The organism is uncultured Arcticibacterium sp. (assembly GCF_964021845.1).
Lineage (GTDB): Bacteria > Bacteroidota > Bacteroidia > Cytophagales > Spirosomataceae > Arcticibacterium.
The window spans coordinates 115,737-140,425 of the sequence record NZ_CAXHZC010000006.1; the positions used below are offsets into that span (position 1 = coordinate 115,737).

Annotated in this window: 20 protein-coding genes; 14 read left to right on the forward strand and 6 right to left on the reverse strand. The window is 37.3% G+C overall.

Annotated elements, in window-relative coordinates; genetic code table 11:
• Positions 1 to 8 precede the first annotated feature (8 nt).
• The 11 genes from AADJ06_RS16640 (at position 9) to AADJ06_RS16690 (ending at position 10,027) form a co-directional block, all read left to right on the forward strand.
• Positions 9 to 1,142, forward strand: coding sequence for an endo-1,4-beta-xylanase (locus AADJ06_RS16640; protein WP_341227613.1), 1,134 nt, complete (start codon positions 9 to 11; stop codon positions 1,140 to 1,142).
• Between the two features lie 274 nt (positions 1,143 to 1,416).
• Positions 1,417 to 2,847 (forward strand): arylsulfatase, encoded by a 1,431-nt coding sequence (locus AADJ06_RS16645; RefSeq protein ID WP_341227614.1) that lies wholly within the window; start codon positions 1,417 to 1,419, stop codon positions 2,845 to 2,847.
• 161 nt (positions 2,848 to 3,008) lie between these two features.
• Positions 3,009 to 3,164, forward strand: coding sequence for a hypothetical protein (locus AADJ06_RS16650; protein ID WP_341227615.1), 156 nt, complete (start codon positions 3,009 to 3,011; stop codon positions 3,162 to 3,164).
• 288 nt (positions 3,165 to 3,452) lie between these two features.
• The gene (locus AADJ06_RS16655) at positions 3,453 to 4,391 is read left to right on the forward strand and encodes an alpha/beta hydrolase-fold protein (RefSeq protein WP_341227616.1); all 939 of its coding nucleotides are present in this window, start codon (positions 3,453 to 3,455) and stop codon (positions 4,389 to 4,391) included.
• 164 nt (positions 4,392 to 4,555) lie between these two features.
• On the forward strand, positions 4,556 to 4,762 hold the full coding sequence (locus tag AADJ06_RS16660; protein ID WP_341227617.1) for a hypothetical protein: 207 nt from the start codon (positions 4,556 to 4,558) through the stop codon (positions 4,760 to 4,762).
• A 438-nt stretch (positions 4,763 to 5,200) separates the two neighbouring features.
• Positions 5,201 to 5,371: a hypothetical protein gene (locus tag AADJ06_RS16665; RefSeq protein ID WP_341227618.1), complete on the forward strand. Its 171-nt coding sequence runs from the start codon at positions 5,201 to 5,203 to the stop codon at positions 5,369 to 5,371.
• A 33-nt stretch (positions 5,372 to 5,404) separates the two neighbouring features.
• The gene (locus AADJ06_RS16670) at positions 5,405 to 5,704 is read left to right on the forward strand and encodes a serine hydrolase domain-containing protein (protein WP_341227823.1); all 300 of its coding nucleotides are present in this window, start codon (positions 5,405 to 5,407) and stop codon (positions 5,702 to 5,704) included.
• 758 nt (positions 5,705 to 6,462) lie between these two features.
• The gene (locus AADJ06_RS16675; protein ID WP_341227619.1) at positions 6,463 to 7,959 is read left to right on the forward strand and encodes a DUF3500 domain-containing protein; all 1,497 of its coding nucleotides are present in this window, start codon (positions 6,463 to 6,465) and stop codon (positions 7,957 to 7,959) included.
• Between the two features lie 86 nt (positions 7,960 to 8,045).
• Positions 8,046 to 8,984, forward strand: coding sequence for an alpha/beta hydrolase (locus tag AADJ06_RS16680; protein WP_341227620.1), 939 nt, complete (start codon positions 8,046 to 8,048; stop codon positions 8,982 to 8,984).
• Positions 8,974 to 9,447 (forward strand): RNA polymerase sigma factor, encoded by a 474-nt coding sequence (locus AADJ06_RS16685; protein ID WP_341227621.1) that lies wholly within the window; start codon positions 8,974 to 8,976, stop codon positions 9,445 to 9,447. The genes AADJ06_RS16680 and AADJ06_RS16685 overlap by 11 nt, the downstream gene beginning before the upstream one ends.
• On the forward strand, positions 9,437 to 10,027 hold the full coding sequence (locus AADJ06_RS16690; protein ID WP_341227622.1) for a hypothetical protein: 591 nt from the start codon (positions 9,437 to 9,439) through the stop codon (positions 10,025 to 10,027). The genes AADJ06_RS16685 and AADJ06_RS16690 overlap by 11 nt, the downstream gene beginning before the upstream one ends.
• Positions 10,028 to 10,147: 120 nt before the next feature.
• Here AADJ06_RS16690 and AADJ06_RS16695 read toward each other — a convergent pair whose 3' ends face one another.
• A complete protein-coding gene (locus AADJ06_RS16695; protein ID WP_341227623.1) occupies positions 10,148 to 11,071 on the reverse strand; it encodes a LysR substrate-binding domain-containing protein in 924 nt (307 codons plus the stop codon).
• 276 nt (positions 11,072 to 11,347) lie between these two features.
• Here AADJ06_RS16695 and katG point away from each other — a divergent pair, with 276 nt between their 5' ends.
• From katG to AADJ06_RS16710, 3 genes are all read left to right on the forward strand, one after another.
• Positions 11,348 to 13,609, forward strand: a complete 2,262-nt coding sequence (gene katG / locus AADJ06_RS16700; protein WP_341227624.1) for a catalase/peroxidase HPI — start codon at positions 11,348 to 11,350, stop codon at positions 13,607 to 13,609.
• A 202-nt stretch (positions 13,610 to 13,811) separates the two neighbouring features.
• The gene (locus AADJ06_RS16705) at positions 13,812 to 14,204 is read left to right on the forward strand and encodes an SMI1/KNR4 family protein (RefSeq protein WP_341227625.1); all 393 of its coding nucleotides are present in this window, start codon (positions 13,812 to 13,814) and stop codon (positions 14,202 to 14,204) included.
• 100 nt (positions 14,205 to 14,304) lie between these two features.
• Positions 14,305 to 14,541 carry a hypothetical protein gene (locus AADJ06_RS16710; protein ID WP_341227626.1) on the forward strand — a complete coding sequence of 79 codons (237 nt, stop codon included), beginning with the start codon at positions 14,305 to 14,307 and terminating at the stop codon, positions 14,539 to 14,541.
• Between the two features lie 44 nt (positions 14,542 to 14,585).
• On the opposite strand, the gene AADJ06_RS16715 is transcribed toward AADJ06_RS16710, so the two are convergent.
• The 5 genes from AADJ06_RS16715 to AADJ06_RS16735 form a co-directional block, all read right to left on the reverse strand.
• Positions 14,586 to 15,881: a Gfo/Idh/MocA family oxidoreductase gene (locus tag AADJ06_RS16715; RefSeq protein ID WP_341227627.1), complete on the reverse strand. Its 1,296-nt coding sequence runs from the start codon at positions 15,879 to 15,881 to the stop codon at positions 14,586 to 14,588.
• Between the two features lie 296 nt (positions 15,882 to 16,177).
• Entirely contained in the window at positions 16,178 to 18,064 is a 1,887-nt protein-coding gene (locus AADJ06_RS16720; RefSeq protein WP_341227628.1) for a sulfatase, read from the reverse strand.
• Positions 18,065 to 18,453: 389 nt separating this feature from the next.
• Entirely contained in the window at positions 18,454 to 19,863 is a 1,410-nt protein-coding gene (locus AADJ06_RS16725) for an arylsulfatase (RefSeq protein WP_341227629.1), read from the reverse strand.
• Between the two features lie 80 nt (positions 19,864 to 19,943).
• Positions 19,944 to 21,443 carry a RagB/SusD family nutrient uptake outer membrane protein gene (locus AADJ06_RS16730; protein WP_341227630.1) on the reverse strand — a complete coding sequence of 500 codons (1,500 nt, stop codon included), beginning with the start codon at positions 21,441 to 21,443 and terminating at the stop codon, positions 19,944 to 19,946.
• Positions 21,444 to 21,455: 12 nt separating this feature from the next.
• Entirely contained in the window at positions 21,456 to 24,473 is a 3,018-nt protein-coding gene (locus AADJ06_RS16735; RefSeq protein ID WP_341227631.1) for a TonB-dependent receptor, read from the reverse strand.
• Positions 24,474 to 24,689: the final 216 nt, after the last annotated feature.

Below are 24,689 nucleotides of genomic sequence, written 5' to 3' on the forward strand. Positions count from 1 at the left end.
AACTTTAAATGAAAACCCTATCAACCCTCTTTCTATTAGTATTGACTATAGCTTCTTGCACCACAGAAAACACAACCAGTACTGGCTATGTTTTCAATGAGAATGGTGAAATCACCGAACCTTCTGGTCTTAGACTTAGGGATATTGTAGCTAAAAAAAAACCTTCAGGAAATTTAATAGTTGGCGGTACTACGGCAGCAGGACTTCTAGGCACTAAAACGGGTATTATTCTGGACAGCGAGTTTGGCTATGTCACACCTGAAAATGATTTCAAACAACGAACCATACATCCAGACAATAGCGACACATGGAACTGGGAAGAAGCAGATAAATGGGTTGAACATGTGGCCGAAAACAACCAGATAATTAGAGTACATGGCCCTATTGGTCCGCAATGTTCCAAATGGACACTAGAAGAGAGCCGAACTGCAGAAGAACTCGAGACAAATTTAGAAGACTTCATGACGGCTTTGTGCAAACGTTATAATGGCAAAAAAGGATTTGAATACATGGACGTAGTGAATGAAACCGTTTGTGCAGAAGGAACATGGTTTGGCAAAAAACAAGGCTACGGATGGCAAAACCCTTGGGTAAAAATGGGTTACGACACCGACAAAAACGGGACTCCGCTTTATATCAAAAAGTCGTTTGAAATAGCATCAGAACATGCTCCAGATATGAAATTGATTTATAATCAGCATGCAGACTACGTATTTAATACCGACTGGGACCTTATTAAGCAAACCGTTCTTTATTTGCGTGAGCAGGGCTCGCGAGTAGATGGAATAGGAATGCAGGCTCATTTTAATGCAGGTTGGGAGCTGATTTCTGGTCAAAAAAAGGCTTTGGAAAATTTGATAGACTGGGCACATGAAAATGATTTAGAATTTCATATTACCGAGTTTAGCGTTTGGATGAGAGACGGAATGTCAAAAGAAGAACTTGCAAAACAAGCCGCCACATATAAAGCTGTCATGGAAATTATGGTAAATAAAAGCAACAACGGCGTAGTGGGCTGGAACACCTGGCACATAGAAGATAACACCGGCTGGCATAAAGATTTAACACCATCACTATTCGATACGAATTACGTGGCAAAACCAGCTTATTACGAAATCCAAAAAGTACTAGACCAGGGATAGTATTAACAACTACCGTGATAATCTCACTTTCATAAAAGCGTGCCTAATAAGTGTTGGGCACGCTTTTTTTTGGTTGAATCTGAAAGAAGATTCTATCTTACTACCACAAATTCCTAACATAAAACTTTACAAACATCTATACTTATCACCTTTACATCTAGTCATTTTAGGCTCAGGGCTTTCTGAGTAGATACTATCATTATTGACCGTTATTTCAAGTATAAAAGGCACTACCTAAATTTGCAACTATAATTTTTATAGTAAAAAAATCTTCATGAAAAAATTTAGTGTCTTAATTTTAGCCTTGTCAAGCATTTTTGCTAGTTGCGATTCTTCAAATAACAAAACCGAGGACTCAAAAAAGGCTAAACCAAATATCATCTTAGTATTAGCCGATGATATGGGCTATGGCGACATTGGAGTTTACGGAAGTGAAATAAGCACGCCAAATATAGATAAGCTTGCAAAAGAAGGTGTTCAATATACAAACTTTCATGTGAGTGCTGCTTGCTCCCCGTCTAGGGCTATGCTAATGACCGGAGTAGATAATCATAGAGCTGGAATTGGAAATTTAGTAGAAATACAAGCTGACAATCAGTTTGGTAAGGCAGGTTATGAAGGCTATTTAAACGACGATGTTGTGTCTGTTGCTACTCGATTAAAAGATGGCGGCTATCATACCTACATGGTAGGAAAATGGCATTTGGGAAGGACTGAAACTAAAATACCTTTCGCCAGAGGCTTTGAAAAGTCTTTTGCTCTTATGGAAAGTGGTGCCGATAACTGGGTAGAACAATCATATTTCCCGCTAAATAAAGAGGTTCATTACTTTGAGGATAACAAGCAGGTCAGTTTGCCAACAGAAAACTACTTTTCTTCAAACTACTATACCGATAAAATAATGAGCTATATAGATTCAGGTAAAGATGACGGGAAACCGTTCTTTGCTTATGTGGCCTATCAAGCAGTTCATTATCCACACCAAGCTCCAAAAGAGTTTATTGATAAATATAACGGCGTCTATGACAATGGCTGGAAGCATGCCCGAATCAATAGATTAGAAAAACAAAAAGAACTTGGTATAGTTTCTAAAGAAGCAAGCCTGAATTTCGATAATGCTGCCACCACAGAACCTGGTTGGAAATTTTCAGATTGGGAATCACTCTCTGATAATGAGAAAAGTTTTAATGCCAGAAGAATGCAATCATATGCAGGAATGGCAGACAACATGGACTATAACATTGGAAGAATAACAGAACACCTTAAAGAAATAGGAGAATATGATAATACCATAATAATTTTCTTATCAGATAATGGAGCCGACCCAAATCAACTATCCCAAAACCCAGCATTTAAAGACTGGTATAAAGAAAACTATACTTATTCCACTATAGAAGATTATGAAGGAGACTATTCAAAGTTAGGTTTAAAGGGTTCTTTTTCGGACTACGGACCAAATTGGGCTTCAGCTTCAAATACGCCAAATAGTTATTACAAAATGTTTTCGACCGAAGGCGGAATCAGAGTTCCTTTTATGGTTTGGTATCCAAAATCTATTCAAGCTGGAAGAATAACAAACGACTTTGCATTCATTAAAGATATTGTCCCTACTATGCTAGAAGTAGCCGGTATTGAAAACACTGGTGATAAGTATAATGGGAAAAAAATCTATCCAATTACCGGCAAAAGCATTGGAGCTCTTTAACAGGAAAGTCAGGAGCTGTTCACGGCGATGACGAAACAGTAGGTTCAGAATTAGCAGGAAGTAGGGCCGTTTTCAAAGGCGATTACAAATTAGTTTTTAATCCAAAAACTAAAGGAACGGGAGAATGGGAACTATATAATATTATTACAGACCCTTCTGAAATGCACAATCTTTACACCGCGAAACCAAAACTAGTAGAGGAGCTTAAAAATGCCTATGGCCTCTATCAAAAAACAAATGGCGTAATTCCTGTTCCAGACGATTATGACGTTTTAAAACAACTAGTGAAAAATGTAAAAAGGGGCAACGCTCATTAATAGTATAGCCACGGGCTAAAATAATTGGCAACCATGTTTTCGGTAAATTTTGCTAACCAGCTGTTGAAAGACTTTGTAGCTATTATTCAAATATGAAAACTCCGCTAATTAATCCATCCCGTTTTTACATCAAGGAAACTGATAGAAAATGAGAAATGTATACATTTCAAAATTAGAGAAATATACTTATTTGATTTCTGTAATATAGTGCCTAGATAGAAAGCTTTATTGATTTAATTAGTCTTTAAAGACTCTGCATGTAGATTGACAAATACCAACAGACATTAAATGAAAAAAATAATATGTACTTCGCTAATCTTAGTTTTAGCAATAATGTCCAAAGCCCAAAATGCCCTTCCTAATGTGGTGAGTGGTAAAATAGAGCGTATTGAAAATTTTGACTCTGAGTACATATCTTCAAGGAATGTTGACATCTGGCTGCCAGATGGGTATTCTAAAACTAAAAAGTATCCTGTCTTATATATGCATGACGGTCAAATGCTATTTGATGCAGCTAACTCTTGGAACAAACAAGCATGGAATGTTGACGACTTGGCCTCTTACTTATTTGCTTCTAATCAAATTAAGGAGTTTATAGTGGTTGGTATTTGGAATGGCGGCATTACTCGCCACTCCGACTATTTCCCACAGAAAGCCTTTGAGTCTTTATCCAAAATTGAAAAAGATACCGTTACAGCACAGTTACAAAGAGCCTCCATTAGCATGGATGGAATGTTTAAGCCCGAATCAGATAATTATTTGAAGTTCGTCACAGAAGAACTAAAGCCATATATCGACAAAAAGTACTCCGTTTATACAAACCGAAAAAACACCTATGTAGCCGGTAGCAGCATGGGAGGCCTTATTTCAATGTATGCCATATGCGAATACCCAAAAGTATTTGGAGGTGCGGCTTGCCTATCAACACATTGGGTAGGAACGTTTACTCCTGAAAATAATCCAGTGCCAGATTCCTTCCTAAAGTACTTGAAAAACAACCTCCCGAATCCCAAAAAGCATAAGATTTATTTCGATTGTGGTGACCAAACATTAGATAAACTATATCCTGAAATCCAAAAAGAAGTAGACCAAGTAATGCTTGAAAAAGGATACAACGAAAGCAATTGGCTTACTAGATTTTTCCCTGGAGAAAATCATAGTGAAAATGCATGGAGCAAAAGGTTCAATATTCCTTTAGAGTTTTTGTTTGAAAAAGAAAAGCCTTAATCATAAAGTCTAAGAACTTCAGACTTTTGTCATCTAAAGCGTTAAAAAAAATTTAAACCCCTACCGTTTTCAAAAAAAGGCCTTTCAGCCTCATGTTTTTAAACCATTGGTAATGAGGCAAATGACATGGCTTATGTAGCCTTGTTTGTCAAAATTGAAAGCCTATGAAAAGAGTAATTTCCATAATTTTAGTTTTGCCCTTTTTCTTAACAAAAGCCAATCCTCAAAACATTGTTGTCGAAGGAATAATAAAGATCTCTGAAAGTAAGGAAATCTTACCTTTTGCAAATGTTCATTTACAAGATGGCTATTTGGGTACCACAAGTAATGAAAAAGGAGCGTTTAAAATCATTATTCCTTCAGCTATTTAAGTGACAGTTTAGTTATCTCCTATATATGGGTATAGTTCGCAAAAAGTTAGAGTCGCTGGCATTAAAAGTCCGGTAGAAATATTTCTTCATGAGAACGAAACGGCTTTAAATGAAATAGTAGTTACTGGCTTTACAGCTAACTCAATTATCGAAAAAGCACTCGCTAAAATACCTCAAAACTATTGTCAAAAACCTTATAAATCCAAAGGCTTTTATAGAGTAAGTTCTCAAAAAGACAACAGTTATAATCATCTCTCTGAGGCAGTTTTTGACATTTACCAATCAAAAATTGACAAAGAAAAGAAGCAATTCACAAATGAAGAAACACTAGGCCAAGGCAAACTCATAGAAGAACAAAACTCTATTTACGATGCTGACTTTTGGGAAAATTATATCATTCTGTTACCTACAAGTGATTTCAATGAAATTGCTTCAAAGTTGGATCCCAACAACAAGGCAAATGACCTGAAAATTGAAGTTGAAGAGCAGCTGCTGGACTTACCAAAAGATCAATCCATTAGAGTTGATTCTATTTTGAGTTTTTATAACAATAGAGACCTATTTAATGGTACGGATTTGGTTACTTTTGAAGGAGAAACAATTCTTTAAAAAAGTTATAATAATACTCTTACAAACAATACAATAAACTCCCAATACCGAATAGGTTCTTTTAATAAGACGTTCACTTCAATGGTAATTGCTCAACTGGAAGATGCAGGCAAATTAAAGTATGATGATTCTATTAGTAAGTTTTTGCCCAATTATAAAAATGGAAATATTACTATTCATCACTTATTAAGTCACCTATCTGGAATACCCAATTTTTTGGCCAATACAGATTACTTAAGCAAAGTTTTCATCAAGGAATACACAATTGAGGAATTAGTAAATCTATTTTGTAGTGATACACTGGCATTTCAACCCGGGAGCAAATTTGAATAATCCAATTATAACTATCTGATTTTAAGCCTAATTGCTGAGAAAATCCTACATAAAAATTGCAGTGATATACTTAGCCAAAACATTTTCAAGCCACTAAATATGTCGGACTCATATTTTGGAAAAGGTATAAACAGCAGCGAGCTAGTTACTGATTTTATGTACAGATAGCCAGAACCAACTTATTAGATTCAAAATGTAGGAGGCTCTGGAGGAATCACTTCAACCGCAGCCGACTTATTAAAATGTAGCAATGCCCTAGACTCCTCTAAACTTCTTTCAACTTCCAAAATAGAGGAATTAATAAGCCCCAAAGCGAGCTACGATGATTGGGATGCTTATTATGGATATGGCTGGATGATTGACCGGTATATGTTCCGCTCCACAAAAAACATAAAACTTTCTACCATCCTGGAACTGACTTTGGCTTCTATTAAATGTTTGTAAAACAACCTGATTCTGGAATTACAATAATACTATTAAATAATACAGGTGACTTCCCGAGGTTCGAAATAACAGAGTTAATATTAAACGAATGGAGCAACTAACTTTCCCCAATCTAGGAAACGACCGTAAACTTAAAGTTCGCAAAAAGGCTACAAAACTGAATTCCAGCACCTTCTAGCGATTTAATTAAATCGCTAGATGCAGACTAGCGTCTTGAAAATGTTCGTATAGCCTTCTATTTTTTTATATATTGGAAATGAAAGAGCCATCTTCTGATTTATATCCTCTCCGCTTATAGCCATAAAAATAAACGAATGAATAAAGTAATTACTTGCCTAGGCTTAGTCATGCTTATGGCGGCTTGTCAACCGAAAAACATTGAAATAACTTTCCAAATTGATATGTCTGAAATAATTCAGGACATAGAAGACCCTTCCACTATAGGCGTTGTTGGCTCAGGCCCTTTAAACTGGGAAATCACTCCTTTAGCAGAGAAAGGAAATGGTATTTATGCAGTTACTTTTGACTGGCCACTAAAAGACACATTAACTATAGAATACACCTTTATTCATAGTCATGACACTTTTGATGAAGGAAACATTGGAGAGGCTGCATACAGGAAAATTAAGCCGACTCCAGGAAAGCAAACTTTACCGCTTGTTAAATGGGGAGAGTTGCCTGCATTGGCTATTGGTGATGCTAGTCCGTCTCCTATGCTGAAAGTGGAGCGAGCAGATACTGATGCAGAAAGCAAAGCCTTAAAAATTCCTTTTAATGGAGTAACATCTCAGGGTGTGATAGAACCAAATTTGTTTTCCATCAAAAAGACTAACATAAGCACCTCCAAAATAAGGACTGCTGTTCAGGAATTTCTAAGTTCTTTGTCACCAAGCAAACGAGCTAATTGCACCTTCCCTATCAATGATAATGAATGGAGAAGATGGTCTAATATTGACTATTACGAACGAAAAGGTGTAGGACTAAAGGAGCTGACCAAAACACAAAAAGAATTGGTTTTCCAGATACTCAAAGAAAGTTTGAGTCTTAAAGGCTTCAAAAAAACGCAAGATATCATGAAAATGGAGCAATACTTGGCAAGACTAACAGGAGAACACGAGCTTCTAGGTTCTGACCTTTATTGGTTTTCGTTTATGGGTACGCCTTCTGACACGCAGCCATGGGGCTGGCAGATTGATGGGCACCATCTGGTTATTAACTACTTTATTCTGGGTGACCAAATAGTCATGACTCCTACATTTATGGGTTCAGAACCTAACCATATTGTAGATGGAGAAAATGCTGGTACACGAACTTTTAAACAGGAAGAAAGATTAGGCCTGAAATTTTATAAATCTCTTAACCCACAGCAGAAAAAAGCTGCCACACTATTTGACAAAAAGGACTATAATTATTTACAAGCCGGAGCATATAGCGACAATGCAATAATTCCCTACAAAGGCTTAAAACTATCTTCATTAGATAAAGCTCAAAGGAGAACGCTAGAAGAGCTGATATTCGAATATATTGGGAATATTAAAGAAGGACATGCTGAAATCAGAATGGAAGAAGTGCTAGAACACCTGGAAGAAACTCATTTTTCATGGATAGGTGCTACTAACGGCTCAGAACCTTTTTATTACAGAATTCATAGCCCTGTGGTTATGATAGAGTTTGACCATCAAAAACCAATATTCTTAGAAGGCAGTGCACCCAGCAAAAAACATGTACATACCATAGTTAGAACTCCAAACGGAAATGACTACGGAAAAGACCTATTGAAACAGCACCTTGAAACGCATGAGCATAAGTGATACAAATGCCTTTATAAAGAATCTTGAAAATAATCTGTAACATTTTGAACTTCCTTGTATCTAAAAGAAAATTAAAAGGAAACAAAATGAAAAAAATACTAACAGCATTCGTCATAATAATATCTACAATTGTAGTTCACTCTCAGAGCATTTATTCAAAAGCCTTTGGCAATCCAAATGATAAGCCGGTCATTTTCCTCCATGGTGGGCCGGGATATAATGCGGTAGGTTTTGAATCAACCACAGCCCAAAAACTTTCGGAAAATGGTTTTTATGTCATCACTTATGACAGACGTGGAGAAGGAAGGTCAACAAACAAAAATGCAAAATTCACATTTGATGAAACCTTTAAGGATATAAATTTAATTTACGATGAATTCAACTTAACATCGGCCACACTAATAGGACATAGCTTCGGTGGTTTAATAGCCACTTTATATGCTGAGAAATATCCTAATAAAACTGAATCTATCGTGTTGGTTTCGGCACCGCTCTCCATGCAGGAAACGCTTTCTACCATATTAAAGTCATCAAAATCAATTTATACTAAGAACAATGACTCCGTTAATCTTAAGTATATAGCTATGTTAGAAAACATGGATAAAAACTCTCTAGAATACAATTCCTACCTTTTTAGCCATGCTATGCAAAATGGATTTTATTACACAAAAGAGCCAACACAAGAAGCCGTTAATATATATTCAATGTTTAGAACAGATACTTTGCTCATAAAATATAGTTCACAAATGACTTATGAAGCTCCAAGAGGGTTTTGGCAAAACGAAAAATACACAAGCCTAGATTTAAACGAAAATCTAAAACAAGTAATAAAGAATGGCACAGCTGTTCTCGGATTATACGGTAAAGATGACGGTCTGTTTTCAGAGGCTCAAATAAGAAACATTGAAAGCCTAATTGGAGAAAATAATATGGCGTATTTAGATAACTGCTCTCACAACCTCTTTATAGACCAGCAAACAAAATTTATTAACACCTTAAAAAATGAGCTGAATAATGAATTTTGAAACCATATATAAAACACATTGGCAGAAGGTTTTTAGGCTCTGTATGGGTTATGTAAATGATGCTGATACAGCTAAGGATTTAGCTCAGGAAACATTTATCAAAGTTTTAAAACAGCTACCCAAGTTTAGAAACGAATCTTCTATTGATACTTGGATATTCAGAATTGCATCGAACACCTGTTTGCGTCAAATTCAAAAAGACAATAAGATGCCCAAGTCTGAATTACCAATAGAGCTAACAGACGAAATTTCAGAAACGACCATAGAGAAAGATATACAGTTTTTATATAAGTGTATTTCTGAACTTCAAGAGGTAGAACGAATCATCATATCATTAGAACTAGAAGATATGAGTCAAAAAGAAATAGCAGAGATAGTTGGCCTATCTGAAGGAAACGTTAGAGTCAAAATTTACAGAATAAAGGAAAAATTAACACAAAAATTTAAGAAAAATGGATACTAACATAGATTTCAAAAAAATATGGAGCGAACAAAAGGTAGAAACTCCAAAAGTAGAAGCTCTTTATGCTAAAGCAAATAAATTAAAAAGTAGAAGCTTTTTAGAGCTCATAGTAATCAACATTACTCTTTTACTAACCATCACTTTTATAGGTTTTATTTGGTACTACTATCAACCTGAACTAGTAACTACCAAGATTGGCATTATAATGATTATGGTAGCTACAGTTACTTTTTTACTCCCTTTTAACAAGCAGCTTTCTTTACTTAAAAAGAACAAGACAGAGCCTAATAACAAGGAATATCTTCAACAGCTAACAAAGCTAAAAGAGGTACAAGTCTTTCAGCAAACCACCATGCTAAATGTCTTTTTCATACTTCTTTCTTTAGGCATTGGCTTATATCTTTTTGAGTTTGTTTCAAACATGCCAATGACCTGGGGAATAATCACCTGTGCTCTAACTATAGCTTGGTTTGCGATAAACTGGTTTTATCTAAGACCTAAAACAATTAAGAAGCAGAACACAAAACTTAATAAGCTGTTGGCAGAGTTTGAAAAACTGAACAATCAAATGAATGAATAAAAGAGTGTGTAGCCTCCTCTGAAAAGAGGAGGCTATATTTCATATATGAAGTATCAAGTGTTTACAATACCTATAAGGTTTTAGAAAAAAAGGATTGTGTTTGCTTCCGAAAATTGGAAATCACCTCCAATTTATTTTTATAAACTTCTTATTTTTAACAAATCTATCTGGTGTTTTCTCTAAGATTTCTAACCTTAAAGCATCAATCACCGCATTTTTTGAAAACGAGTGATGAATAGCAAGACTTACCTCTCTTACAGGTTTGGGCTCTTCAAATGGAATATTACAGCCTTGGTCACTTTTATTAATTGCCATCTCAGGCACTAGGGTAAAGCCACCGTAATTATCAACCATCCTCTTCAAAGCTTCGATAGAACCACTCTGAAACTTAATATTTTTATTATTCTTGGTATTATTACAAATATTAAGAACCTGATTTCTAAAACAATGCCCACTTTCTAAAAGCCATACATCATCTAACTCTTCAATTTCCGACACCGAAATTGTTTTCCGAGACTCTATAAAACTTTCTTTTTGCCCATAAAACACAAAAGGTTCATTATACATTTTTATCTCTCTAATAAAGGGCTCGTTTAATGGAGATACTAGTATTCCAATATCAATCTCCTTCTTCTGCAAGGCTGCTATAATATTTTCAGTTTGCATTTCATCAATCTTCAAAAAAGTATTGGGATATTTCCTCGAAAAAGAACCAGAAATTAATGGAATTAAATAAGGGGAAATTGTTGGTATTACACCTATCCTAAAGTTGCCATCTATATTATACAATTCCTTACTCACCATGTTTTTCAAGTCGGCGACCTCACGGACAATCACCTCCGCTTTTTTTATAAAAATTGCCCCTAAATCTGTTGGTACAAATGGTGATTGACTCTTATTAAAAATAGAGAAGCCTATCTCGTCTTCCAGTTTTTTCACTTGGATGGTTATAGTAGGTTGCGTTACAAAACATTTCTTAGCCGCCGTTACAAAATGCCTATACGTATTTAGGGCTATCACGTATTCTAATTGCTGTATTGTCATATATAGATTTTATCAATACTAATATACATATTATTAATTTGACTAATATGCGGCACGTTCATAAATTTGTCCTAAGTTTTTTAATAAGAAGTACAGATTAATTGACACTTAATAGGTAACTTAAGATTAACAAAAGCTTAAACACGAATTGTAAAGTGCTAGTGTAGATAGAATTAGCCTTTCAACTTGATATTAAACAGTATAAAAAACGATTAAGTCAGCCATTAGCTGGCAAACTTTTTGAAAGAATAAATTTGAAAATAATCAACCTTTAATATGGAAAACAATAGTAATTCAAACTCATCAAACGATGAAAGTAAATGTCCACACCACCAGCAACAAGCTTCTGGTGCTGCACTTTCAGAAGTCAATGATAACGCTGCAACATCAGGTAAATGTCCAGTAATGCATGGAGCAAACACAGCTACCGGTGTAACTGTTATGGATTGGTGGCCGAACGCTCTTAATCTTGATATTTTACACCAACATGATACTAAAACAAACCCTTTAGGTGAAAGTTTTGACTATCATGAAGAACTGAAAAAATTGGATGTGGCGGCTCTAAAAAAAGACATGCATGCCTTAATGACTGATAGCCAAGAATGGTGGCCAGCAGATTGGGGGCATTATGGAGGTTTGATGATACGTATGTCTTGGCATTCAGCAGGATCATATCGTATTTCTGATGGTCGCGGTGGCGGTGGCTCAGGAAATCTGCGTTTTGCTCCACTTAACTCTTGGCCAGATAATGTTAGCTTAGATAAAGCAAAGAGACTTTTATGGCCGATTAAGAAAAAATATGGTAAGAAAATTAGTTGGGCAGATTTAATTGTTCTAGCAGGTACCATTGCTTATGAAAATATGGGCTTACAAACCTTTGGTTTCGCTTTTGGTCGTGAAGACATTTGGCATCCAGAAAAAGATACATATTGGGGAGCTGAAAAAGAATGGTTAGCTCCTAGCGACGAACGCTATGAAAATGTAGATGAGCCTTCTACCATGGAAAACCCACTGGCGGCAGTACAAATGGGCTTAATATATGTAAACCCAGAAGGCGTTAACGGAAAACAAGACCCCTTAAAAACAGCAGCACATATACGTGAAACATTTGCACGTATGGCCATGAATGATGAAGAAACTGTGGCTCTTACAGCAGGAGGTCACACTGTAGGTAAAACACATGGAAATGGAGATGCAAGTCTTCTAGGCCCTGCACCTGAAGGTGCAAATGTTGAAGAACAAGGATTGGGCTGGAGCAACCCTAATAAGTCAGGCAAAGGGCGTTACACTGTAACAAGTGGACTTGAAGGAGCTTGGACTACACACCCTACCAAATGGGATAATGGCTTTTTTGAAATGTTATTTAATCACGAATGGGAGCCGCGTAAAAGCCCAGCGGGTGCATGGCAATGGGAACCAAAAAACATTAAAGAAGAAGACAGACCTGTTGATGTTGAAGACCCAGCTATACGTCATAATCCTATGATGACCGACGCTGACATGGCTATGAAAGTAGATCCTATTTACAAGGAAATTTCATTGAAATTCATGAAAGACCCGGCATATTTCTCTGAGACTTTTGCCCGTGCTTGGTTTAAACTTACACACAGAGATATGGGACCAAAAGCTAATTATTTTGGACCTGATGTTCCAGAAGAGGAATTAGTTTGGCAAGACCCAGTTCCTGCAGGAACTACTGATTATGATGTTGCTGCGGTAAAATCAAAAATAGCTGCTTCTAGCTTAGCAATTCCAGAAATAGTTGCTACTGCATGGGACTCTGCCCGAACTTTCCGAGGATCTGATATGCGTGGAGGAGCCAACGGTGCTCGCATAAGATTAGCTCCGCAAAAAGATTGGGAAGGAAATGAGCCAAAACGTTTATCACATGTTTTATCAGTTCTAGAACCGATTGCTTCTGAATTTGGAATAAGCATAGCTGACACTATTGTTTTAGCCGGTAATGTAGGTATAGAACAAGCCGCTAAAGCTGCTGGTTTTGATATTGAAGTTCCTTTTGCTCCAGGTCGTGGAGATGCAACTGACGAAATGACTGATGCCGATTCCTTTGCACCTTTAGAGCCAATTGCTGATGGTTATCGCAACTGGAGTAAAAAGGATTACGTTGTAAGTCCAGAAGAATTAATGTTAGACCGAACTCAACTAATGGGTTTAACAGCTCCTGAAATGACAGTACTTGTGGGAGGTATGCGAATGCTTGACACCAATTACGGAAACACTAAACATGGCGTTTTTACAGATAAGGCTGGCGTTTTAAGCAACGATTTCTTTGTTAACCTTACGGATATGAATAATACTTGGAAGCCTACAGAAAATGGCCTTTATGATATTTGTGATCGTAAAACAGGAAATGTAAAATGGACTGCCACTCGCATGGATTTAGTATTCGGTTCAAATTCAATATTACGTTCATATTCTGAAGTATACGCTCAAGACGATAGTAAAGAAAAGTTTGTAAATGACTTTGTAAACGCTTGGGTAAAAGTGATGAATGCAGATAGGTTCGATCTGAAGTAAAATATAGTTAACGAACAAAAGGCTCCAATGTGGCAGAAATGCTCATTGGAGCTTTTTTTATTAAGGGATTATATGAGTTCTAAACATTCTGGTTTTAGCAAAAAAAGTTCTCATAGACTCTCATTTCTTGATATATTTAAATAGAAGGGAATACTACATGGTTTATATCCCTTCGTCGTGCACAATTTAACAAAACCTCGAAATGCCATTTCCAATTGACGAAAAATATATAAAAGAAACGGAATCTGAACTAAACGTAAAATTCCCGAATGAATTCAAAAATAGAATGATAAAATCAAATGGAGGGGAATTGGTTTCGGCTGAATTTGAATTTGAACTCTATCCATTTTTTGACAAATCAGACCGAAAAAGAATAAGCCGAACTTGTAATCACATTGGACTTGAAACAAAGAATGCTCGTGAATGGAATGGATTTCCAGAAAATGGAATCGCAGTCGGCTCTGACGAGTTAGGAAACCTAATAATCTTGACTCATAACGGAGATGGAGTTTTAACTGATGAAATTCACTTCTGGAATCACGAAATGGGACAAACCGAAAAAATTGCAGAATCAATAACTGAACTAGATGAATAAAATAGAAATAAAAGGTACTTACATCCAATATGCACGAGGTTACGATAAAAAGAATATTGTTGAATCTGATTTACTAAAAGCCCTGAAAGATATATAACAAATGGATGATGAACACGGAGCATTTTGGATCGGAGTTTATGGAGCTGAAACAGATGAACTTGTTTTAGAATTGCATAAAAGTTTGACTTTATTTGGAAATTTTAGTGAAAGTGAAAACTATAAAATTCAACTCAAAAGTTTAGAAGCCTCCAAAGATTATTTTAGCTTACTATTGAGCGGAATGATAGAAAAGTTAAAAGAGAAATTAAAAACTATGGACACAATTAGGCTCGAATAAAGCGAAGTTGGTCTTCGGTTCATTCGAGCCAATATTTCTCCCCCCTAAATCACAATCCCATGCTCCGCTCTCATTTCTCTTCCTAGAAGGGCATTTGCGGCAGCATTATTTTTGAAGGTCTCCTTTTTAGGATTCCATGCCAGTTCGGTGCCTAGTTCATAGGCAATATTTCCAATATTACACATAGAAGACGTTCTGTGGCCTATCTCTACATCACAAATTGGTAGCTCTCTAGTTCGCATGGAGTTGATAAAATCTATATAATGATTTTCAGGGTGTTTCAGTCTGATGTCGGTTTCTTTAATGACTACCTTCTTTAAGTTATCCGGTTCTTCTAGTTTTCTTCTTTGCACGTCCAAAGTCCCCTCCGAACCTATAAAACGAATGCCATTATTCTTTCCAAAATCTTTATGGGTCACCGTTATCCCATTTTTGTAGGTGTATTTAAGTCCGCGTATATCACCAGACATTTTGCTAGAAAGCGGAGCACTAACCTTCACAGGTCCAGAATTATCCATGCCAAGTGCCCACTGAACTATGTCAAACATGTGTGCACCCCAGTCTGTAATATAGCCGCCACCAAAAGGCTTATACTCTCTCCACAGTGCCCAAAAATCGTTTTCTAGCGTAGGAGCCAGTAATTCATTATATGGCGTTTTATCGGTATTTGGCCCCATCCATAAATCCCAATTTAGGTGATTTGGTAAAGGCTGTGCCTCAAAATCAATGTCCTTCGGCGGGTTACCCACATTCACAAAAATCTCTTTAATCTCACCCAAATAACCATTTCTGATAAGTTCCGCAGTTCTTAAAAACTCAGGCCAAGAACGCTGCATACTACCGGTTTGTAAAACCCTATTGTTTTTTCTCACGGCATTCACCATAGCTCTCCCCTCTTTCACAGTAAGTGCCAGCGGTTTTTCACAGTAAATGTCTTTACCTGCCTCAGCAGCTTTAACCGTCATGGCGGCGTGCCAATGGTCTGGCGTCACCACCACCACAGAGTCAATAGATTTATCAGCTATGACCTGTCTGTAATCTTCATAGGCCTTGTAAGAACTGTCCACAGCAGATTTCCCTGCCAACTCCTTAAGGTTATTCGTAAACCTTTTTAGTTTAAGTCTGTGTGGGTCGGCAGCAGCTACTATGTTTACCTGACCTGTTTCGTGAAAACGTTTTTGTAGGCCATTGCTTTGTTTCCCACAGCCTATAAAAGCCATATTAACTATATCAGAAGGAGCTAAAAAGCCTTTTCCTAAGACATGTCTTGGAATTATAAAGAAACTAGAAGCGATGGCAGATGATTTTAGAAAATCACGGCGATTAAGGTTTTTTTTCATTATTGGGTTGAATATTAATGTCTTTCGACTGAAAACTAAAGTTAATAAAAAAAGGCAATCTAAGCCATGAAGTAGCATTTTCTGAATTTTAAAACCCGCTCCTTTTTACTCGGCTTGCTTTCCAGCATGGACCTCATTTTTTTTCGAAAAAAAACGAGGCAAAAAAAACATCGCCCAGTAAACTCACACAGTCAAAATTCCTATTAATATCCTAGCTAGTAATTTAGCTTTTTGTGATAGAATTTAGACCGTGCTCAAACAGTACAGGGCTTTATAAGGAATTTATTCCCATAGTTTTACTCGGAAATTACACCACCAGACAGCACATACCTAAACATAGGTGCTGAGCGAGCTGCGTTAAATAATCTTTCCTTTTTCTTTAGGCTCTTTTGCTCTGCTTCAAAAACTTCCACCATTTCTGTAAAATCACTGGCATTAGGCTGATAAATAATCTGCTGAATAGCCAAATTGCTAATATGGTCGTACTCACTATTAATCGCCTTTTGAATAACAGCCTTAGCTTCCGCATTAGGACTAATTTCATAAAGCATAGCTGCCGCCAAAATGGCATTTGGCTCATAAATATCATCTAATAAGCCTAACAACTGCTTTCCAAAAGTTTTATTATCCTGAGATTTTAAACCCATCAATGCCCAATACCTCACAAAAGGATTTTCGGCCTTTAAAGCGTTCAACTGCTTCTTTAAAGTTGCCTTGTCTCTAAATCCTGCCAATTCGGCTAGTTCGTAAATCTGCTCTAAAGGGTACTTATCAAGGTCTAACCTAAACTCATAAGCATTACCATTTTCGGAGATTTTTCCTATTTCATATTCTGGCAAAAACAACACGTCTCGCTCTTTAAGAATATTAGCCTTTAGCTTTGTTCTAAACTCTTGTAGTAATGCTCTGTGACTCTTACTTTCTGCCAAATTATTAAGCTCCCACGGGTCATTTTCTAAATCAAATAAATACTCCGCAGGTCTCGGTATAAGCATTAACTCTTGTGCGTCATTAAGCTTACCATCTTTAAAATCATTTCTTATTTGAGCAGTAATTTCACCAATATCCATATACATCAAATGCCTCAGCTCCTGAATATATGGCATATAAATACGTGTATAGGCATACTTTCCCTTAATAACCGTTCTGGTCAAATCATAACTCTCGTCAGACCTATCAGAAGAGAGGTATAGATAATCTCTTGGAGCTGTTCTATGCTCTCCAAGCAAAACCCTTCCTTTCATGTAGCTTGGAATCTCAACACCCGCTAAAGCCAATACAGTAGGTGCCAAATCCACAAAGTCAATCATCTCGTCTGTCACAATACCGCCTTGCCCCCAAGGAGAAAGGTGCTTATATTTTTCTGGAAACCACATGGTAAAAGGTACTCTATGTCCTAAACCTAGGCCGTTGGTTTTCATTCTCGGCATTCCTTCTCCATGGTCACCAAAAGAGAATATGATAGTGTTATCAACCAATCCTTCTTTCACTAAACGCATGTAGATTTCTTGAAACTCAATATTGGTTTTAGAAAGGGAATTATACACCCTTGCCATCTGCTTTCTCATTTCTGGAGAATCTCTATAAAACGGAGGCATTTCAAAATCATTATCACCCGTTTTCAAACTGTCTGGCAGTTGATTCCATATCATTTCCTCATACTGCTCAAAAGGCAGTGTCATAGTCCTAGATTGATGACAAGAATTTGAATTAAAAACAGAAAAAAACGGCTGCCCTTCTTTCTTGTTCCACCAGCCAGCTTTGTTGCTGCTTTCGTCCCAGGCGTTTGCTATCATTTTGGCTTCGTCAGCCACATTATAATCTGTCTTAGCATTATTACTGGTGTAATATCCTGCATCCCGTAAGTACTTCGGGAAGCCATGGATATAATCAGGGATGGTATAATTACTTCTGTGGTTTCCTGTTCCTAACTCAAAAGTCTTCACACCTGTAATAATAGCCGAACGGCTAGGAGAGCAAACACTACCTGTAGAAAAAGCACCGGTAAACCGAACGCCTTCTTCCGCCATAAAATCCATAAAAGGTGTCTTGGCGTCTGCATTACCATAGGCTCCTATAAACTCAGGCGATGTATCTTCATAAGTTAACCAGAGGATATTAGGACGGTCTTGCGAGAAAACGGAAAAGCTTATAAGGCATAAAAAAAAGAGCGTTTTTTTCATTTTATGTAGGGTTGATTATTATTTCAATTTTATATCTAGTTTTCAAAAGTTAGGAAACCCATAAAAACTTGTTTTACAACAAAAAAACAAACTTTTCTCCCTATCCCAAAAGCTACTCGCCACTTTTCCAAGGCTCGCCTTCCAGCGGGGAGGCTTGCCGCCCGCATTCATTTTTGCGAGACGTCGCACCGTTCTAAAAAAAACGAACGGCAGCGGCCGACCGCCTGTAAACTCACACAGTCAAAATTCATATACCTCATTAGTTAAAAAATGACCTTTTAAGCTAAAATTTTGACCGTGCTCAAACAGTACAGGGCTTTATAAGGTTTTAATACTTTAGTTTCCAAGACTGACTAAGGCTACGAAAACTTGCTAAAATAAAAAATGAACTACTTCTTCTTCACAATCTTGACTAATTCGTAATTCGGGTCGTCTGTTCTGGCTGTAAGTATTAATGCTTGAAGTTCTTTTAGCTTTTTAGGATTTGCTTTTGACAAATCATTTTCTTCTCCTACGTCTTCCGATAAGAAATATAACTCATCTTCTTTTTGATACTGACGTACCAACTTCCAATCTCCTTTTCTTAAAGCTTGTCTTGGTCCTTTTCCCTCATTAAACTCCCAATACAAATATTCATGAGCTTTTTGTTTTTCACCTTTTAGAGCGTTCAAATATGAAATTCCGTCCAAGTCATCCTTTGTTGGTGCTATACCAGCAACTTCACAAGCTGTACTTAAGAAATCCCAGAAACCAGACTGATGATTTGACTTAGTTTCCGCTGGTATATTGTTTGGCCAAACGGCCGTAAAAGGCACATGAATTCCACCTTCGTACACATCTCTTTTGCGTCCTTTAAAGTCGCCATTGCTGTTAAAGAAGCCTCTGTCGTACTCATGACCATTATCACTCGTAAAAATCACCAAGGTGTTTTTATCCATGCCATGCTCTTTTAGCTTTGCTCTTATTCTGCCTATATCTCTATCCATTCGGCTTACCATTCCGGCATAGGCCACATTACCTTCTTCGTCGTTATAGTAATGTCCTTTTTTCATTGGTTTCTTTTCCCAGCCTAGGTCTTTATACTGCTCCTTAGAGTCCTCAGGCACCGTTAACTCATAATGCGGCGTGGTAAAAGCCACATACATAAAAAACGGCTGCTTGCTTTCTGCCCTCTGATCTAAATAGGAGAGTGCCTCATTTGACACCAAATCATGTGAATATTGACCAAATGTTTCTTCCGGAATGTTTCCTTCTAAAGGTACTTTTTCGGTATTTCTCCAAAGGTGTTTAGGGTAATAATGGTGGGCTTCGCCATGTCTTCTATACCCATAGAAATAATCAAAGCCTTGGGCATTTGCTTGACCGCTTACGCCATATTCGTCCATGCCCCATTTTCCCAAAATAGCGGTATGATACCCCGCCCTTTTCAGTTCTTCCGCTACCGTTACATCTTCTTCTTTTAAGACTACATCTGCCCCAGAAGTGGTCCAATTTGGGTTTCCTCTCACCGTAGTATGCCCAGTATTAGTTCCTGTAAGCAAACAAGAGCGTGAAGGCCCACAAACGGGAGAGCCTGAATAGTGATTGGTCAAAACCACCCCTTCCTTTGCCATTTGGTCTAATGCTGGTGTCTTAATTTTGGTTTGTCCATTAAAACCTACATCGCCATAGCCTAAATCATCTGCCATGATAAAAACAATATTTGGCTTTTTTGAGGTATCTGAAACGCTAGGCAATTTTGTTTTACACGCCCAAACAAAACCGACTACAATGGTTAGAACAATTATTTTTCTTAGCATATTTGTTTTGGTTTAAATAATAAAGATCAACCGCAAAGCGGCTGACCTTTAGAGCTTACTTAATTATTCACACTTTAATATTAACGGTAACCATTATTAGATGCATCAGAATCTAAAAGGTTAGGGTTTAAATCGATTTCTTCTTGAGGTATTGGCAACTTCACCATGTAATCTTGAATATTTTGTGGCCCTTCAAAAATACCATAGTCAGCATTTCTTACCGTTTCTACCAAAATACCCCATCTGATTAAATCATAACGTCTTTCTGCCTCTCCAGCTAACTCCCATTTCAGTTCATTTTGAATAGCCGTTCTAATGTCACTTTGACCGCTTGCTGTAAGCGGAGCATCTGCACCATAAGCTCTTTTTCTAATTTCGTTTGCATACGTTAGAGCCTCTGCCGTATTGCCCATTTCGTTTGCAGCCTCTGCTGCCATAAGGTAAACGTTAGCCAGTCTCATGGTAATCCACCACTCGCCATGATTACCTCTTGGAGAGTTTATAAAATCAAAATTGCATCGCTTTTGATAATAAGTGAAAGTAAGATCATAACCCAAGTACTCACTCATAAGATTAAATGGTCTTCTAGGGTCTTCGGTAGGGAAATTGGTCACTAGGTCAGTCAAAGGTACTGCCAAACCATAGCCATTAAACTCCTCTCCCAAATCATTTAGCTTACCTGCAAATTCATTTCTTAAAGCCGAAATTTTAGGCTCATCTCTAAGTCTTGGGTTAAAGCTATCGGTAATTACTTGAGCGTTACCGGGTACATCTTTTGTAAAATCAAAACCAAAAATAGCCTCTTGATTAAACTGGTTATCAATCTCGAACACTTCTCCGTAAGAAGGCATTAATGCATGCGGAGAGTTATCAATAATATCTTTACTAGATGCTAATGCACTTGCCCAGTCTTGCTCCCATAAATGGAACCTAGTTCTTAAAAACTTAGCTGCCCATTTGGTAGCCCTTCCAATATCAGAACCCTGATTAACAGACGGAAGTAAGTTTTCGGCTCTTTGCAAATCTGCAATCATCGCAGTTCTAATTTCATCCATATTACTTCTTCCTAAAACAGCCACCTCGTCTAAAGGAAGGTCCTCTGTAAAGAAAGGCACATCTCCCCATAAAGCCGTTAAATGATAGTATGCTAAAGCTCTAAGAAATAATGCTTCGCCAATAACCTTATCTTGCGTTTGAGCCGAAAGGTTTTCGTTACCGTCAACATTCACTATCACCGAGTTCGCATCACCAATAGTACCATATAAATCTCTCCAGATACTGTAGGCATTACCATAGTTAGTTTCTGTTAAGTTATAATCCATGATAGCCGCAAGGCCACCAAAAATTCTAGAAGGCATAGACTCGTCACTTCCAAAAACGGTAAAAGCCTGCAAGCCTTGCCAGCCACCATAAAGGTTAGAGGCTCGCATATCTTTATAAATACCGTTTGCAGCTTGAATAGCCTCTTGGTCAGAGTTATAAAAGTTATTTGGAGATATAATCCCCCTTACATTTTCTTCAAGAAAACCAGAGCAAGAGCTCAAGAAAACTACTGTTATTAATATTGCTATTTTTCTCATTTGTCTTATTCTTTAAAAGTCTGCTTTTAAACCTACTGTGAACGTTTTAGCATTAGGGTATTGATTCCTAATAATTCCTCTTACGGTAGAGTTTGTTCCAAATCTGGTAGCCTCTGGGTCATAGCCTCTAAACTTAGAAATTAAGAAAAGGTTACTACCAACACCATAAACATTTAGGGTCTTTATAGCATTACTCTTAAGTGGTATATTATAACCCACTTTCAAACTTTTCAATCTTAAATGCGAACCGTCTTCTAGCATAGAAGAATTAGAAACCACATCAGAAAGACTGGCAATTCCACCAGCTTTAGGAATATCAGAAGTAGGATTTTCTGGGCTCCAACGGTCTAATGCTTCCGCATAAATATTGGCCTCACTAAGACCAAATAAGTTAGCTTGGTTTGGCTCATGGTAGATGTCGTTTCCAAAAGTTCCTTGGAAGAAAACATCTAAACTGAAGTTCTTATAAGTGAAACTATTATTAATTCCACCGAAGAATTTAGGCTCAGGATTTCCCATCATGATATGATCGTCGTTATTGATTTTACCATCGCCGTTTTCATCCTTATAGCGTGGACCACCTATTACCTGACGCACTCCTAAATTTCCGTCAGTATCTATTTCTTCTTGAGATTTATATGTTCCTAAATATTGAACTCCAGTAAACACACCCACTGGCTGCCCTACTATAAGCTTAGCTCCAGGACCACCTTGGTCTAAAGAATAAATGATGATTTCATCAGAACCTGCTAGGTTCAAAATCTTTGACCTGTTTCCTGAGACAGTTAATGAGGACTCCCATCTAAAATCTTTAGAGTCAATATTGATTGAGTTTAACATAAACTCAAGACCTTGATTTTGAATAGAACCTACGTTTTCTAATTTCGTATCAAAACCCGTTACTTTAGGAATTTGTCTTGCCAATAGCAAGTCTTTCGTTTTCTTATAGTAATAGTCAATTTCACCAGAAAGTCTATTATTCAAGAAGCCAAACTCTATTCCAATATCTAACTGACTGGTAGTTTCCCATTTAAGTTCTGGGTTGGCTGGTCTTCCTTTTTGAATTCCAATGGCTTGAGCGTCATTGAAAACTAAAACACTGTTATTTAAAACGGCTAGCGTGCTATATGGGCTAATAGACTCTTTACCAGCAGTACCAAAACTTGTTCTAAACTTAAGGTTAGAAAAAAGAGTTTGGTTTTGCATAAACGGCTCGTCAATAATTCTCCAAGCAAAAGCTCCAGAAGGGAAGAAGGCATAAGCATTATTAGAACCAGCATAAACCGAAGCACCGTCTACACGAGCTACCGCCGTAAAAAGATACTTATCTTTCAAAGAATAATTCGCTCTTCCTAACCAAGAAACCAACTGTCTGGAATCTGCTAAATTAGAACCAACTCTGTAAGTTAAGGGGTCTCCTATGCTCAGGTTATCATAATTAATGGCATCAATGGAAATACCTTGGGTTTGAAGAAAAGCTGTTTCTCTTAAGCCCTTTTGCCATGTAAAACCTCCTAAGAGGTTGATTCTATTATTCTCGTTAAGCTCTTTAGAATAAGAAATAGTATTCTCTTGAAGAATATCAAATTCAAAAACATTATCAATTTGAGCTAAACCTCCTTGCTGAGCCGCTGCTCTTGTAGGCAGTGTTCCGGAGTCAAATTGATTTCTTTTACTCCAATTGATCTTAGGACCAATAGTTGACCTAATCACTACGTCTTTCCATGGGCTATACTCTAAATATGCGGTGGTCAGTAAGTTGGTACCGTAAGTAAAGTCTGTTCTTAAAGCTAAATCTGCTAAAGGATTTGCGAATGCTCCACCCTGAACAATGTCTTGATCCCAAAAAGTAACACCATCAGGATAGTATGTTGGATAAGAAGTTAAAGCCCTTCTCATATTCCATAAATCCGTTTTATCGTTTTCCGTCTGCGTAAATGCTCCGTTTAATCTTACACCAGCTTTTAATTTCTTATTAAGCTTAAAGTCAAGGTTTGCTCTAAAGTTATAACGCTCTAAACCAGTCCCTTTAATTATTCCTTCCTGATTAAAGTAATTGGCCGAAACATAGTAGTTCAAATCTTTTGTACTACCACCAATAGAAACGTCCATATTAGAGATGGCACCAGTTTGAGAAACTAAATCTTGCCAATCAGAATCTCCAATTTCACTTTTATCAGCAAACGGGTCAGCACTGCCAGAGTTTGCGGCAAATTCAGTACCGTAAACGGCTCTATCGTAACCGTTCAAATAATCAATCTTTCTAGCCATTTGTTGCACTCCCGTATAAAGGTTTAGCGAAACATTTGGCTTTCCACTCCCAAAAGATTCTCCGCTCTTAGTGGTAATTAATATCACACCATTAGCACCTCTAGTTCCATAAATAGAAATGGCCGTTGCATCTTTAAGAACCTCAATAGACTGAATGTCATTTGTGTTGATGTTATTCAGGTTAAAGTCAGTACCTACAATAAACCCATCAATAACATAAAGTGGCTCGTTATCGGCATTGATAGAGTTTCCTCCTCTAATTCTAATAGAAGACCTAGCACCCGGAGAACCATTGGCAGAGGTCACCATTACGCCAGAAGACCTTCCTTGTAGCATTTGGTCAACTCTAGAAGCTGGCATATCGGCTAGCTGTTCTGCGTCTACCTGACTTACAGCACCTGTTAAGTCTTTCTTTTGGGTAACACCATATCCCACCACCACTACTTCTTCTAGCAAGGCTTGGTCAGTGTTTAATTTAACATCAATAGTAGTTTGGTTACCCACTGTCACTGTAGTGGCTTTATAACCCACAAAAGAAAACACTAGGTTCTCTGCTGCACTGGCAGAAACACTATATTTCCCGTTCACGTCTGTCATGGTTCCTCTAGTTGAGCCCTGTACTGCTACAGTCACTCCTATAAGAGCTTCGTCATTTTCGTCAGTCACTTGACCTGTTATCATCTGCTGTCCAAAACTGACCACAGATGTTAAGGCTAAAAGGATGACCAAAGAGAGCTTTGAAAGTAGTTTTTTCTTCATAAGTCTTTTTGCAAATAGGTTAATAGAATTGAATATAATTTTCAGAAGCAAAACTACTTTCTTTAGATTTTCTAGATGTCTCATTCATGGGACACAAATGTTTCAAGCCCTCCCAGAACCCCTCAGAAGCCATTAATAGGCTTATTTTTATACAAAAAACATAAAAAAAGAAGGCTTACGCCCTCTTTCAATTTCCATTACCACACATCAAATTCT

Coding starts and splice junctions, on each gene's coding strand:
- AADJ06_RS16725 (WP_341227629.1), bottom strand. CDS start 19,863: ATGCTAAGAAAAATAATTGTTCTAACCATTGTAGTCGGTTTTGTTTGG.
- AADJ06_RS16680 (WP_341227620.1), top strand. CDS start 8,046: ATGAAAAAAATACTAACAGCATTCGTCATAATAATATCTACAATTGTA.
- AADJ06_RS16695 (WP_341227623.1), bottom strand. CDS start 11,071: ATGACAATACAGCAATTAGAATACGTGATAGCCCTAAATACGTATAGG.
- AADJ06_RS16660 (WP_341227617.1), top strand. CDS start 4,556: ATGAAAAGAGTAATTTCCATAATTTTAGTTTTGCCCTTTTTCTTAACA.
- AADJ06_RS16720 (WP_341227628.1), bottom strand. CDS start 18,064: ATGAAAAAAACGCTCTTTTTTTTATGCCTTATAAGCTTTTCCGTTTTC.
- AADJ06_RS16705 (WP_341227625.1), top strand. CDS start 13,812: ATGCCATTTCCAATTGACGAAAAATATATAAAAGAAACGGAATCTGAA.
- AADJ06_RS16675 (WP_341227619.1), top strand. CDS start 6,463: ATGAATAAAGTAATTACTTGCCTAGGCTTAGTCATGCTTATGGCGGCT.
- AADJ06_RS16715 (WP_341227627.1), bottom strand. CDS start 15,881: ATGAAAAAAAACCTTAATCGCCGTGATTTTCTAAAATCATCTGCCATC.
- AADJ06_RS16730 (WP_341227630.1), bottom strand. CDS start 21,443: ATGAGAAAAATAGCAATATTAATAACAGTAGTTTTCTTGAGCTCTTGC.
- AADJ06_RS16645 (WP_341227614.1), top strand. CDS start 1,417: ATGAAAAAATTTAGTGTCTTAATTTTAGCCTTGTCAAGCATTTTTGCT.
- AADJ06_RS16685 (WP_341227621.1), top strand. CDS start 8,974: ATGAATTTTGAAACCATATATAAAACACATTGGCAGAAGGTTTTTAGG.
- AADJ06_RS16650 (WP_341227615.1), top strand. CDS start 3,009: ATGCACAATCTTTACACCGCGAAACCAAAACTAGTAGAGGAGCTTAAA.
- katG (WP_341227624.1), top strand. CDS start 11,348: ATGGAAAACAATAGTAATTCAAACTCATCAAACGATGAAAGTAAATGT.
- AADJ06_RS16710 (WP_341227626.1), top strand. CDS start 14,305: ATGGATGATGAACACGGAGCATTTTGGATCGGAGTTTATGGAGCTGAA.
- AADJ06_RS16640 (WP_341227613.1), top strand. CDS start 9: ATGAAAACCCTATCAACCCTCTTTCTATTAGTATTGACTATAGCTTCT.
- AADJ06_RS16735 (WP_341227631.1), bottom strand. CDS start 24,473: ATGAAGAAAAAACTACTTTCAAAGCTCTCTTTGGTCATCCTTTTAGCC.
- AADJ06_RS16690 (WP_341227622.1), top strand. CDS start 9,437: ATGGATACTAACATAGATTTCAAAAAAATATGGAGCGAACAAAAGGTA.
- AADJ06_RS16655 (WP_341227616.1), top strand. CDS start 3,453: ATGAAAAAAATAATATGTACTTCGCTAATCTTAGTTTTAGCAATAATG.